The following is a 14,114-nucleotide window of genomic DNA, read 5'->3' as shown; positions in this document are numbered from 1 at the left end:
AAATCACTGTCTCGATTTCCATACGATACAAACATAGTACATTAAAATGGCAACGAAACAAGTAATCCTCGCGCTTTTCGTGTTCTGTACACTCGTGGGAGCTATCGGTTGTGGCGGAGCCGTAGCACCCATTGCAACACCAAGTAATCAAACCGCAATATCTAGTGAACCAGTGACAAACGTTGACCTTTTCGAACCAAGAGATGTTTCTCTCATAATTACCGGACAAATGGCACAGGTGAGTGATTGTGACATCGTCGATATAGATGGTAATAATAACACACTTTCTCTCAATCTCACTAGTGATACAATTACTAATATCACCACCAAAGAGAGTGTTCAGCTTCACTGCCAAGCTGGCAGTGCCACAGCGATCGACCACGACTTAGTTGACATTGATGGTAACAATAACACAGTAAGGGTCATCATCGAACCCAATATAGACACGATCTCTCCTGGAGTTTTGGAGAAAATGAACAACGGCCAATATCCTCATCACTCGTTGGAATGTGGGGCTGATGATGTATACTCTGACTGTGATCTCATTGATGTGGATGGGAACAACAATTCGGTCCAATTTATTGTGCGAAATATAACTGGTCAATCAATTAACAGTGATACAGCCGTTGATGAAAGTATCAACTATCAAGAAGAGGAACGGAATACTAATGATTGTCGAACCGATCAGTGATAGAAACTAAAACAGCAGTTTGAATAATTGGTGTTGAGCCCCACGGAGATGATAGGTGAATGTCGGAATAGTAATATCCATTTCAGCTGCAATTTCTTTGCTCGATTTTTCACGAGGTGACTGAAAATAACCGTTAATATATGCGGTGAGGAGGACCTCAATCTGTCGTTCAGTGAGTTCCTCATACACCGCTCTCTGGAAAACTTTCTGTGAGAACAATGGCATCGGATAGGTGTTTTGCCGCTGAGCAACAACATCCATCGTCGGATGGTAGTCTAACACGAGATCGATGATATCGCAGGAAGTGATGTCCGCTGGGACCTGGACAACGATGTGACCCTCTCCATTCTTAATCTGCATTTTCGATAAGAACGCTCCAGATTCGACAATAAGCGGCACGAAATACGGTCTGCCATCACCAATCCGGACTTCAAAAATCCCAGAGGTGTCTCCGTTAGCAAGAAGACGTGTTTCAAGATCAGTCTCGTTCTCCATAAGCTCATGTATCTCTTTTATGTCCCCTTCTGAAATTTGGAAATATATGAAGAAGCCGTTCTGTGCTGGAAGTAACTGCTTTAACACAATTCGACAATCTGTCGTGGCCGATATTTCATTCAGGGGACATGACTTACTTGTCGATTTGAATACGATTTCAGTAACCGAGTCAGAATCATTATTCCGGTTAGACGAGGACATACCAAAGGAGAAAATCCATAGAGAGTAATTTGTTGCCATAAATATAATAAATATGAGGTTAGTCAGGACGATCTCGTTTCCATCTGCTGACCAATCGTTGCTGGACTCACCGGGGGAGTCATTGTTGGATATCTTTCTACCGACGGCGTCAAGAGCTGCTCCTGGCACGGTCTCCTAGCGGGCACGATTGATGGCCTCGGTACCATCGTAACCACAGTGGTATTGGCCAGCCTATCATTTTGCGAGGAAAGAATCCCGCCGGTTACGGCGTTAACGAGACGGGTTGCGTCTCGTTCGCACACCAGAACGCGAAGCGTTCTGGGGACAGGCGTGGATCCGACAACTCAGAGATAGACAACCGTCAGTGGCAAGCCAGATATTCAGCACGAATCCACTCCAATAAGCAGGTTTGTCTACATAGTCTATATATGATGATTCGGGTCACTCGCACCTACGTTGCCTCCAGACGGAACCAGCAACAGGTCAAGGGTGATATCGTGGTGATTGCCGATTCGAATGGCGCACAGAACATTTGGCGGCGGTTAGACCAAACAGAAAAGGTAACTCTGAGCTCTCGGTCTTCCGAGGATAGGAGTAACGGGCCCGTGGCACGTCCTGTAATCAACCTGTTCCGTCGTGGAGAACACGACCCGTGTAGTGGACAGGGGACGTTCGCTAGACAAGCGAGCATCTGCGAACTGTAATTACCCCAACTGCAGTACTGGAAGCCCTCCGTTTACGGCGGGGGGATGTCACTATTATTTGGACTCATTGTCTAATATGTGCGTTCCAAAATAGGTATTTAAAAGTTAAACTTAGTTTTTAACCATTGAGATAAATATTCAAGAATGGTCACACCGACACGACGGCAAATCCTGAGCGCTACTGCTGGTTGTATTGGAGATCTCACGATCAATCTCGCTGACCAGAAACCACAAGCTTCCCAATTGCCACAACAACATATTGTTGGTACTGCTACACCCACAGCAGTTGAAGCAACAAATCGACGTGCCACTACGGTCTCACACGTTCTGGATTTTGGGGGGATAGGCAAAGCTGTTGTTGGTAGGTTTCCGTCACAAGCAATTGATGCTCTGCGTCATCGACCGGGAGTTCGCTACGCCGAGCGCAATGATAGTATGAAGGCTGTTGACCATGGGACAACTACTGGTCAGACTTTGTCATGGGGAGCAGACCGCATCGACGCTGATCATGCAAATCACAAAGGGTATACTGGTAATGGGGCTGATCTTGCAATTCTGGATACTGGGCTTGATAGCGATCATCCTGATCTTCAAGCGAATATTGGGACTGGCAAAGCGTTCGATGTTGCGTGTGGGCAATTCTACGCCGGCAACTCATGTCCGACGAATGAATTAAATGGAAACTCATGCCATTATTCATGGGACGATGATGACGATCATGGAACGATCGTTGGAGCAATAGCTGGTGCGATAAACAATACGACAGGTGTTGTTGGAGTCGCTCCAGAAGTTACACTTCATTCACTCAAAGTATTGGATTGTGCCGGAATTGGTGACTATGCCTCGATTGCCGCCGCAATAACATACACAGCTGATCAAGGATGGGACGTCGCAAATATGAGTTTCGCTGGTGAGCCATCCCAAATCGTTCATGATGCATGTAAATATGCATATGAGAAGGGAGTTTTACTCGTCGCTGCCGCTGCAAATCGCGGATGCGACGGATGTGTTCGCTATCCAGCAGCGTATCCCGAAGTGATTGCAGTTTCTGCAACTACAAGATCTGACACGATCACATCAAGCTCATCTACGGGCCCTGAAGTGGAACTTGCTGCACCAGGAGAATATATCCAGTCAGTCGCCTCTAACTCGTTTGCCGTTGTCACGGGAACCTCAGCAGCCACACCACATGTAAGTGCAACGGCCGCTCTACTGATGGCAAATGGACGAAATAATGCCAATTCGATAGTGTATGATACCACGGGTTCGTTAACAACAGAAAGCTATGTGAATCCAGGTGGTACACGAGAACAGCTCCGTGTGACTGCAGAGGACATCAATCTGCCTTCAAACGAACAGGGATATGGCCTTGTCAACGCTGAAGCTGCAATTGCCATTGGTCAACGTGGGATGATTACTACCAACCAACCAGCTCGAAGTTCGTGGCAATCACTTCCGTTCGATAGTTTCTTCCCGAACCCTGTTGCGATAGCAGGCCCATTATCGACGAATGGATCCCAACCTAGTCATATCCGACTACGAGATGTCGAAAACACGAACTTTGACTACCAGATCGAAGAATGGAGCTATTTAGACGGTTCTCACACACAAGAAACCTTCTCCTTTGCAGTACTTGCACAAGGGGCATATACGTCGTCGTCTGGGGCTCGATTGGAAGTAAGAACTGTGTCTGCAACTCACGCATTTGATCGACATTCCTTTTTCCAATCATTCACTGAAACTCCAATTTTTCTCTCGAGTACGCAAACAGTTAATGAAGTAGATCCGATTGTTACACGGACACGGAACGTCTCAAATACAGGTTTTGACCTTCGATTGCAAGAAGAAGAAGCAGGCGGACAGCACGCCACAGAAATTGTGGGTTATCTAGCGTGTGAACCAACTGTGAGTTCGATTAATGGTGTGTCGTTCGAAGTTGGTCGGACACCGAATATAGTTACTGACGACTGGTACTCCCATTCATTTGAGCAAGTTTATGAGACCCCAATCTTCCTTGCTGATCTTCAAACAACTGATGGTGGCGATGCCGCAGGCCTTCGATATAAAAATTTGAGTGGTTCAGCCGTAGAACTCAAAATAGAAGAAGAATTGAGCGGAGATACAGAATCCGGACATACGACCGAAGAGGTTGGTTATCTCGTGTTTGAAGGTCAGGGGGTCATCTAAAGAAAACAGCGAGAGTTCCACGGGTCACCTGACCCGTGGTCGTTTACGCGAGTTCAAGAAAACAGCATTTCACAACCGAAAGCACGTTCGGCAATTACGCACTCTTGACACTGTCTAGATAGGGAAACCAAGCGAAAGCGGTACGATCGACAAGGTTTTATGCACTGTTCGAAAGCAACTGATTCTTGATAGTGAGGGTGGCTCTCCTGTGAGAGGACAGAATTTGACTGCTTCACTGGAAATCTACTCATGATGAGATGAAGTGGTTCGCTACCCCTCACGATAGAGACGGTGAAACGCCCCTCTACAACCGAATCGCTTAACTAGACAGTGCCGCACTCTTGATCTTAATGAGAAATTGAAAATCCATGGAGTGTGGTATCGTTCATTATCTCATGAAAAGAGAGTCAGAATGGTCGATGACTCACTGCGCTTTAGGCAACTCGTCAGTGGGTAGGGTGAAGGTGACGTCCTGATCCTTGTTCAGGTTGACTAGTTTAGATTGGCTTCCAACAACGACTTCGTACTGGCCACGCGGGAGAGTAACATCAATCTGGCCAGCATTGTCAGTTGTACCTGTGAAGACTTGGTCGCCAGTCTTCTTATTGATGATTGTGACTTGTTTGTCGGCGATTGGGTCGCCATCGTCACCATTGACCTGTACACTGACGGTGTGTGTACCCGCACAGGAATAATCGCCCATCACTCCCGTGAATGTACCCGCCGCCGCTGTGATTCCAACTGAGCTGTATATGAGCCCAATTATAAATATAACGGCAAGCAAGTGTTTTCTTCGTGTATACCAAATCGGCATTCCAATTACAAATTTGAACTAACCATTAATAAATTCTGTGCCTAACAAGTGAAAAAAGATGGCGATCGTGGAATCAGTAAATACTATTCAAGGCAGTGTACCACATGTCACTCAGTCCGTGGGTACTTCACCTGAGTCAACTGTAGTTCACTCCGTTCCAGGTGGCGTTAATTCGAGTGCCGTATCACGAATGTAGCGCAGTGTGTGTATTTGTGTACATCCGGGTGCATCGAGCCGGAACGCGCTTGGCGGTGAACTTCGACTGTATTCCCTCTCAACGCGTGGGTCTCCGATTGGCGGGTTGTTCAATGCGTGGAGTACATCGTGAGCGCTCTCGCGGTTTCTGACGATCCAAATCGCATCCTCCGGGTCGAAGGCAGCCATCTTATCGTAATCTTCCGGAACTGCCCGCCGCACGTCGTGATTCACTCGTTCAGCTTCGACGGCAACGCGGATCTCACCAGTTTCATTGAGCCCGGCAACGTCCAAGCGGTGGCCATCGTCTAGTTGATAGTACGGGACGACCGATACAACAGCGGAGTCGGGGTTATCAACATACATCGATTCGACGTATTCGATTCCTGTTTGTACCATTACCCGGTGGAGTGTAGACTCACCCAAATCGCCGACTCCATGTCCATATCCGATTCCCTCCCGGTAGGCGACCTGTATTTCGCTTCGCCCCTCTGCTGTCACTGTATACAGCCGGTACGGATGGTCACAATCGTGGGAAAGAAGTCCATCGTCGAGCAATTGCTGAATCGCATCAGATTCGATACCAACGTATTCCTGCAGTCGGAGCATGCTATCCCAACAGATATCGTAAGCTAGTGGGTCGAAATCTCCTTGATGGGCGCTATACACCGCCTGGAGGAAACACAATTGGCGGTCTGAATACGCACTCTCCTCGCGTTCTCGTGCTGTGAGCATCAAATCTATCTCACAGATGGGAATGTCATCGCGGTCAACCATCGAAATACTCGAACAGCACTCAATGCTATGCCGAACTCCCGCTGTCGTCGCCGGATAGCGGCTCTCACAGCCCGTACAAACGAGTCCATGAATGTCCGGGTCATATCGGATACACATCGGCAATCGCTTCGTGTACGGGAGTGTCGAGGTCACAGGGGCGCTCGTCTCGTCTATTCTGTCTTCTCGTGACGATTCTTCGGTCGGTTCCCCCTCCTGTATCCTGTTGTAACCGATATCCACTGTCTTCATGTCGATACCACTCTCTATGCGCGTTCTGTCTGCGGCCGCCGCTACAAGTGAATCGAATCCAAGCACTTCCGTCTCCGTGAGTGGATTTGCACCTTCGGGATGGCCGGGTGGAAGCGGTGCCGATTCGAGGACGAACGGTCGTGGTTCCGGTTTCCCGAACGGTGCAGGAAGGCTGGTAAGCCATTGCCCACGATGCAGTGCACGCAATCGATTGCCGACTTCGCTCGGCGGCATCTCGTCTGTGGCCAATCGTCGTTCGAGGTCGGTATCAACCGCGACGTTTCCTGTAACAATAGTTGAAACGTTGTTTAGAATCTCAGCATACGCCTCGGTATCCGCAGCTCTAACCTGTGCCGGAAATTGCATCGAAAGTGTGACCGAGAGTCCGAACCCACGTGAGAGGGCTAGCAGTTCGGACATCAATCCAGATGATGCGACTTGCGCTGCCTCCTCGATATAGAGGTTGACGAGCGGGAGATTACTTGTCATCTCCGTCCGACGTCCACGCGTCGTCTGCAGGCGTTTTCGTCGTTGGAGTCCCGTCCACAAATTCGAGAGAAGAACCAGCGTGAGCGCCGTCTTGCTCGCCGGTCGCAATCCACTCGTATCGAGGATGACGATCGCATTCTCATTTAGTACGTCGAAGAAATCGAAGGCGGGCTCGAGAGGCTCTGTCTCCAACTCATTCGTCGATACAGTTGCCGACGTGGGAACGTGATCGAACAACTCCCCGAGTCGAGTATCGATCGGAATCTTTTCGATACGATTCAAGACACCTTGCATGATCTCATCGAACGACCGCTGTTTGTTCGCGACGACTCCGCCAAGCAGGTCAGCGAGTGCCTCATCTGTCACCTGCGGTATTTCTTGTGTTTCCGCCATCCGCTTTGCCGCCTGATGGAGGTCGCTGTGTGAATAGGCATCCGACCCATGCACCGGGTCAAACAACGCCTTGACGAGATACCTGATGATGTCGGGCGACCGGACCGCGCGCTCGAATCGCTCGCGGCCCATAATCCCGACCAGAATGTCGATGTAGTGATCCGCGACGTTCTGGGCCGCCGATGAGCGGTCGAATCCTGCTGCAAGCTGTGGACGAATGTTGAAAAACGAGAGTGCGGGGAGAACGGTCGCACAATCGAAAGAAGAAATGCTTTCGAGTGAACCATATCGTTTGTAGTGTGCACGCAGATACTCGACTGGCATACCGTCGCCTTTCCCGTCAATAATGATCGATGGTCCCGCGGTGGCCGCGTGATTATCGAGGATGCCTGTTGTGTTGAGGACGGTTTTACCAGATCCTGTCTTGCCGAAAATCGCCAGGTGTAAGGACTGAAGTGCAGGTGGAAGCGTGATGAATTGGTCGGTCGAACTGTTGTCCTGTGTCAGCAGCGTCCCCAACGTAAACCCCGATGTATCGTAGGGTACGAGTATCGAATCCGATGGTGGGACGAGTGCTGTTCGTTCTCCTGGGGTGATATCGAACGCTCGTTTCGCGTTTCCTGTGAGATGTCTTCCCCCCAGCAGACAGAAACTCGGGAGTTCGGTGGGGTCGGCAACGATGGCAGGACTCGTTGTCCCACCGCCCGGTAATCGAGTGCGAAGACCGGTCGGGTCGTCATGGAACTCGGCCGTGAGGAGGGCATCAAGTAGGTCAGTGGCAGCCGTCGAATGCGTTCCAGAGGCCGAATGCGTCTTCGCGCCGAGTCGATAATCTGGTCCATCGATGGGTGTCAAGGCTGTCCCAAGAGCCTCTACTGTCTGTGTTGCAGCAAATGGATCGTCCGGGGTGACGGCGACCGCACGGACGTTCACGTCGAAGGAGTGGCGGGTGTCGCGTCTATCAATCCCATCGAGGCGTCGACGTGTGTATTCCGGCAGGTCGGCTTCCCTACGAGTGTCCTTCGATTTGTGTCGCGTTTCAGCAGGGACAAACACCTCTTCGACGAGTTTCCCGACGAACGAATCTCGTCCAGTCATGAGCTTTCGACGCCACAGACCAGCATCTGTCGTCCAATCCGGTTTTGGGCGAAGTAGGACTTGGAAGACCACTGGAACCGACGCCGTCGCCAGTATCTCGGTGATGGCGGCGAGTGGCGGTCGTGTTTCGTCGTCCTCGGTGAACTCCTCGAATGGCGTGAGACCAGTCTGCCAATCGTTGCGCGTATCGCCCGTGGCCTCGAATTCGACGGCCGCAATGGATGACTTAGTATCTCGTTCTGTATCCTCACCAGACGCACTCTCTACGCCCAGTTTCGATGCCAGCGAGACACTATCCTGTTCGAACTCATAGGTATCCGGGAACGCAGTCCTGAGCGTACTCTCGAGGGCGTTTACTGCAGTGTTGTCACCTTCGGTGGTCGCGTTTGGTGGCAAGCCCACACTGTATTCGAGTCCTCCGTCGGCTGTCCCAATGAGCAAGCATTCGAGCGTGCGTGGAGTCGGTGCTCCACGGGAGCGCAGTTTTCGTCCGAGCGAATATCCCTCGTGTTTTGCGAGGCCGTAGAGTCGGCGGAACTGTGCCGGGAGTTGGTCAGTCGAAAGAGGATCCGTTGTCGGCCGGATTCGAAGGACGGTTCGGGTAGACGGAGTGGAAGTGGAGGAAGTACGCATGTGTGATGATGAATACCACACGTGGGGGCCGTCCATACATAGCTTTCAGTGTAACACCCGTGGAAAGTATGATGTAGATGAGTATGAACTCTGACGAGCGGATATCGCGTCCCACGCCGCCCGTGGGGGTCGTTTCACAGCCACAACATCTTGGTGTAAACTGCCTCGGGGTCAAGCCCCGAGGCTTTCGCGTGGACTCCCGTTCTATGCCGTAGCGGCAGGGGGGACGTACTCCCCACTCACGTTCAATGTCCCGCGATTCAAGCGCACGTCTACAGGTGCGCCTCCGTCAGCTGCATTTTGCCTCCGACGGAGATACCGAAAGCCGATATTCTTCGCCGCGTTGTAATCCGCGTGATTCTGATACCCGCACTTCAAGCACTCGAAGTGCTCGCCATCGCGGTTGTCCTCGTGCGTACACCCACACGTCGAACAGCGTTGCGACGTGTGGTTTGGCGGGACTTGTACGGCTTCGACACCGTGTTCCGCCGCTTTGTATTCGACGTATTGGTACAACCGGCGAAACGCCCAGACGTGTTGCCACGTCGCCTGCGGGATGTTCTCGCGGATATGCGTTAAGTCCTCAAAGACGATGTGCGAACAGCCGTATTCGACGGCTTCTTCGATGAGTTCGTTCGCTACGCCGTGGAGGTATATTTCGAACCGTCCGTACTCCTTGCGGCCGACACCTTCGATGGCTTCGTGTGCGGCTCTTGTTCCGGTTTGTTGGAGCGAGCCACGGTGCTTCTCGTACTCCCGACGCCAGTGGTTGAACTCATCGGCGGACCAGAACGTGCCGGTTGACGAAACTGCGATGTTGTTGACGCCCAAATCGACACCGAGGACTGTTCTGTGCTCGGTTTTGAGTTTGGGGTCGTCGACTTTGACCTTCCGCATGGACGCATGAAGGAACCACTCCCCATCCCGACGTTGGAGGTTCGCCATACGGAACTTGTAGTCCCCGTCGTCAAGATACGTCCGTGGATGGCACTCAGGGTCATCAGGAAGGATGTAGTCGCACTCGATACGTCCGTTGACGGTCGAAAGGGAGACATGGTCGCGGTGAAACGTCGCGCTTCGTTTGTCGTAGACCGCGCTATCGGCGGAGAAGTAGGGTTGCGACGTTCGTTCACCGCGCTTCAGCCTCGCTACACCGCTCTTGACGGCTTCGACCGCTCGCCGAACTCCCTTCTGTACGAGGTTCGCGGTAAGGTCGGTTTCGCTGCGTAGTCTGTCGTACAAGGCACGTTCTGCTTTGGCCTTTGAGATAACATGGTATCCGTCGTCACCGTGCCAACACCATTCGCTCGCGGTGTTCGCGCAGTGTTTGAATTGTTCGACGGTCTCTCGGAGGGGCGAATCGCCCTCTTGAGGCACGTCGAGCTTGATTACGGCGGTACGACGATATTCCACGACGTTTCACATATGGTGGCTCAGTTACTTATAGTTATTGGAGTGGGCCTGCCAATGTGTATGGTTTGTATCGTGTATCGACGCGCTTCCTCCCCGAGGTCAAGCCTCGGGGCATCCGCGCTGTGTTTTCTGTGACTCCCTCTAGTAAGAGTAAACGAGAATGCATTCATATTGGACACAGCAATACGTGAATCGAGTGACTCCGTCTGTGAGAACTCGTGGTTACCAACTAGGACTGGGATGAGTTCTCCACGGACCCGACGGCAAGTTCTTCGTTCGATCGGCTCCGCTCCCATCCCAATGCTGGTCGGCCGACGTGGCGATGATCACCACACCACCGCGGTTGAATCCGAAACGACGGTCGCCAGTGGTATCAAGCCATTTTCCAAACCCACTCGGGAGCGAGCACGAACACTCGGAACACAAGCACAGGAATCGGTCGTGCGAATCACGACTGACGATGGTGGTGGCACCGGGTGGATTATCGATGACGGCTACATCCTCACCAATTCGCATATCGTACAGGATACGAAATCCGTGGCAATCGAAACGTTCGATGGACAGACTGGGACAGCCACTCGGGTCGGATATCATCAAGATCTCTTCCCGGATATCGCCCTCCTCAAAACCAATTTCGATACGCCACCGCCGCTTTCGATGTCGACGGTATCGCTCTCACACGGTGATGTTGTGCTCGCAGTCGGTCATCCGATAACCGTCGGTGAGTGGGCTATCTCCTTGGGTCGGTATGATCACTACAACGCTCATTCGAACTGGTTGCTGGCGACGATTCCAACAGAGGATGGAAACAGTGGTTCACCGTTGCTGACGTTGGATGGAGACGTCGTCGGGTGTATCAATGGAACTACTCGCAAGACACACACCATAGAGCGCATGAATCGGTCACACACTGTGTATACCGCCTATCCGAAGAAAGTCACCGTTGCGACGGCGACGCCCGCACGGACGATTGCAAAATGGATGAAGAAGTGGCGATGAGGATACTTTCTGCTCCAGTCAGTCTCTTTCAGTCGAGTACTGCTGTGTTTTCGTTTTGTCCAGGGGATGGTTCGAGGCTGCGCTTCGATATATAGCGGGTTGGATTCGTGATTTCCGTACAGCCATCGCACAAACGTGGGCTACCTCACCAACCCATCCCCGGATCGTCGGCGGCTTGCCGGATCCAGGAAGCGACCTGCTCTTCGTCCAGCGTGTCCGTCTCCTTCAGGTCTAAGGCCTGTCTCTGTGGCCCCGTCCCCTTGGGAGGTTCCGGTTCGAGGTATGATTCACATACGAATGACAGTTTCACGTGTTTCGAGAACGCGCTGAATGACGCGAACCATCCGTGATCCTCGACTCCATAGAACGGCTGGTGATATCGCACGGCGCGGCGCACATCGGGCACTTCGTGTTGAATGATCTCGTCGAATTGTGTTGCAACTTCACGTTTCCACCCCGGCAGCGCTGCAATATACGCATTCACCGCTGCCGAGCCATCAGCAGTATCGTCCCTCCGTGCCGCCTGGTACCGTTTTTGCCGTTCGTTCCATTCTTGCTCCGTCGGAACATGGTCTGATAACTTGATTTCTCCGAAGTCTTCGTCCACGATGGTTTTCGTCCCCTCCCGACCCGACATCGCGGTCACGACCAGGACCGAGTCAGATTCTTTGGGTCCGGAAACCAGGTCGAAGTCCAGTCGCAACGTATCCCCTCGCCAGTGGCGAGCAAAGCCCACCCAGCCATTAGGGTGATCGTCCCGAGTGTCTTGCTCAACCCGAAATAGACCCAGCAAGCCTGGAATGACGTCGGCACCCCACTGAAGTCCCCGTTCCAGATCCGTGAAACGAACCCCCTCGTCATGGTCAGTATCGTAGTAGGGTGCTCTAATTACTTGGTTCGCCATCACGAGTTCGGAGACCTGTTGGGCTGTAAGTGGGCCGGACACGCTCATAATCACCCATCAGTATGCGGTATAGGAGTATCAATATTCTCGCGAAGTGTCGCTCTCGACTAATTTATATCAATCAGCTGTGCAAGATACGCGTTCTGTCTCTTGCAGCGGTCCAGCGGGTTGCCGAACTGCTATCACAAGCGGCATGCTGAATACAGAGATGTAACCATCAGCTCTATTGAATTGTCTCGATGGATATTCTAGCATACTTCGCGGGTTTAGGTTCACTTTCACTCTGTCTGGCAAGCATTGTTGTTTACACCCGCTCGATATTGAGACGAATCTCACCATGCAGTCCCCGCTTGAAATCACCGAGACAGAACCGTATTGGCTCCGTAGTCGAGACGTGAGTGACTCGCCGAAAATCGGAGGAGATGACTATTTCTCCGAACATGATGTTGCACCACCTGAAGACGCCGAATCCGATGATCTGCCACCAGCGGACAGCGTGGCCGTTCGTGAGATCGACCGCGAAGCACTCAAACAGAAGAAAACGATCGGCAAGTGGCAAGTGACAGGGTCGGCAGAGCGTATCGAACAGTTGTGGCCCAAACTGCTCTCCGACGCAGAGGAAGGCATCATTTGGGCAGTGAAAGCCATGACCGCATTCGGATACGAGGAACTGCCGATGTACGACGAGTACATTCTCACGGTCTACACACCCAACTATTTCGAGCGTCACGATGTCACCCGAGTTCGGGAACACCTCCGAGACGAACACGACGTTACTCACGAACTATACTACAAACCCGATATCTACACCGCAAAGAGAATCGATGCGGGCACAGCTGACGAGTTTGGCCTCTCAGCCCCTGCTAGATACGTCGAATAGAATCCCGTCGAGGAACCGTGTCACCAATCCTTTTGCGACCTGTCTGACCGATTTGCGCCTCAATTCAGCAGGCCAGTTTTGTCACGTGCTGATGGCTTCAACAGAGCCTCTCGTTTGACAGCCGAGCACTGGCACACGGTGTACGATTTCGTCCTGTGTTCTCGCAAATCGATGGCTACTCGTTTTATCACAAAGTGGTTTACGACGCACTCCAGAATATCGAATGCTGTCGAACGTTCATAATGGATTCAAGAGTATCCCGATTTGATTGGTACCCTCGACGACTAATACGATGCTATGGATCGATATCCTGACAACCGCTCGATTGTACTGTCCCGATTTCCGTCGTTCACGGTGGTTTATGAAGGCTCTCTTGTCGTGGCTAGTTCACGTTTGAAGCTGATCCACCCCTCGCCGTCCTAATCGGGCGGACCGTCATTCGTTCCCTCCCGGAACACCACCTTTAGCGTGGTGTTCCCGCTAAAGGAAATCCGTTGCAGCGTCGTGGCCGGCATACGTCGTCACCCCGCTTAGAATCTGTTCGGATTAGAGACGCAAACGTTTTCTTCTAACATTCTCCATACATTTCGAGAAGATCCCATTCCTCGCGCATCAGTTCCCGAACGCCATGTTCGAGTATCCCTTCGCCGAGTGAGGTAGTTTGGTAGTACGAGTAGAGTCCATCGCTGTCGGGATTCTTTTGTTTTCGATTCTCGACGAGCCCCACATCGACGAGTGCATCGAGATGATAGTGAAGCGTGTTCGAAGGCAGGTCAAGTTCCTGTTCGAGTTCTTTTGCACTCTGGGCTCCTGTTTCGGTAAGAAAGTGGAGAATTCGGAACCGGGTTTCGTTACCGATCGCTCGTTGCATGTCCAAATGCTGCTCGAGAGAGAGGAGACTGTGCTCCGGCAGGAGTCCTGCCAAATCATCTGCGTCGGGGGACGAACGATCGGTTTCAGCCATATCCAGTACTTACTCACACAGACCCATA

The 14,114-nt window shown here is 51.8% G+C and carries 11 protein-coding genes; 5 read left to right on the top strand and 6 right to left on the bottom strand.

From position 1 onward, the window contains the following. Positions 1-46: 46 nt before the first annotated feature. The gene (locus ACGYLY_RS24320; RefSeq protein ID WP_395285335.1) at positions 47-691 is read left to right on the top strand and encodes a hypothetical protein; all 645 of its coding nucleotides are present in this window, start codon (positions 47-49) and stop codon (positions 689-691) included. Between the two features lie 6 nt (positions 692-697). Here ACGYLY_RS24320 and ACGYLY_RS24315 read toward each other — a convergent pair whose 3' ends face one another. Next, positions 698-1,555, bottom strand: coding sequence for a bacterio-opsin activator domain-containing protein (locus tag ACGYLY_RS24315; protein ID WP_395285334.1), 858 nt, complete (start codon positions 1,553-1,555; stop codon positions 698-700). Here ACGYLY_RS24315 and ACGYLY_RS24310 point away from each other — a divergent pair. Both ACGYLY_RS24310 and ACGYLY_RS24305 read left to right on the top strand, forming a co-directional pair. Continuing rightward, positions 1,481-1,741 (top strand): DUF5518 domain-containing protein, encoded by a 261-nt coding sequence (locus ACGYLY_RS24310; protein WP_395285418.1) that lies wholly within the window; start codon positions 1,481-1,483, stop codon positions 1,739-1,741. The genes ACGYLY_RS24315 and ACGYLY_RS24310 overlap by 75 nt on opposite strands. Positions 1,742-2,235: 494 nt before the next feature. Beyond that, complete coding sequence (locus ACGYLY_RS24305; protein ID WP_395285333.1) at positions 2,236-4,278, top strand: S8 family serine peptidase; 2,043 nt, start codon at positions 2,236-2,238, stop codon at positions 4,276-4,278. Between the two features lie 424 nt (positions 4,279-4,702). Here ACGYLY_RS24305 and ACGYLY_RS24300 read toward each other — a convergent pair whose 3' ends face one another. The 3 genes from ACGYLY_RS24300 to ACGYLY_RS24290 form a co-directional block, all read right to left on the bottom strand. After that, the gene (locus ACGYLY_RS24300; protein ID WP_395291290.1) at positions 4,703-5,062 is read right to left on the bottom strand and encodes a hypothetical protein; all 360 of its coding nucleotides are present in this window, start codon (positions 5,060-5,062) and stop codon (positions 4,703-4,705) included. Between the two features lie 177 nt (positions 5,063-5,239). Further along, the gene (locus tag ACGYLY_RS24295) at positions 5,240-8,695 is read right to left on the bottom strand and encodes an ATP-binding protein (protein WP_395285331.1); all 3,456 of its coding nucleotides are present in this window, start codon (positions 8,693-8,695) and stop codon (positions 5,240-5,242) included. Between the two features lie 435 nt (positions 8,696-9,130). Further along, positions 9,131-10,339, bottom strand: coding sequence for an RNA-guided endonuclease InsQ/TnpB family protein (locus tag ACGYLY_RS24290; RefSeq protein ID WP_395285330.1), 1,209 nt, complete (start codon positions 10,337-10,339; stop codon positions 9,131-9,133). 300 nt (positions 10,340-10,639) lie between these two features. Here ACGYLY_RS24290 and ACGYLY_RS24285 point away from each other — a divergent pair, with 300 nt between their 5' ends. Continuing rightward, entirely contained in the window at positions 10,640-11,338 is a 699-nt protein-coding gene (locus ACGYLY_RS24285; protein ID WP_395285329.1) for a trypsin-like peptidase domain-containing protein, read from the top strand. 145 nt (positions 11,339-11,483) lie between these two features. On the opposite strand, the gene ACGYLY_RS24280 is transcribed toward ACGYLY_RS24285, so the two are convergent. Next, positions 11,484-12,290 carry a DUF1801 domain-containing protein gene (locus tag ACGYLY_RS24280; RefSeq protein ID WP_395285328.1) on the bottom strand — a complete coding sequence of 269 codons (807 nt, stop codon included), beginning with the start codon at positions 12,288-12,290 and terminating at the stop codon, positions 11,484-11,486. 289 nt (positions 12,291-12,579) lie between these two features. Between ACGYLY_RS24280 and ACGYLY_RS24275 the strand changes: the two genes are divergently transcribed. Continuing rightward, positions 12,580-13,122, top strand: a complete 543-nt coding sequence (locus ACGYLY_RS24275; protein ID WP_395285327.1) for a putative phosphothreonine lyase domain-containg protein — start codon at positions 12,580-12,582, stop codon at positions 13,120-13,122. 568 nt (positions 13,123-13,690) lie between these two features. Here ACGYLY_RS24275 and ACGYLY_RS24270 read toward each other — a convergent pair. Beyond that, the gene (locus tag ACGYLY_RS24270) at positions 13,691-14,086 is read right to left on the bottom strand and encodes an ArsR/SmtB family transcription factor (protein WP_395285326.1); all 396 of its coding nucleotides are present in this window, start codon (positions 14,084-14,086) and stop codon (positions 13,691-13,693) included. Positions 14,087-14,114: the final 28 nt, after the last annotated feature.

Source organism: Haladaptatus sp. CMAA 1909 (genome assembly GCF_043952005.1).
Lineage (GTDB): Archaea > Halobacteriota > Halobacteria > Halobacteriales > Haladaptataceae > Haladaptatus.
The sequence above is the reverse complement of the archived record's forward strand: the minus strand, read 5'-3'. Positions and strand labels throughout refer to the sequence as shown.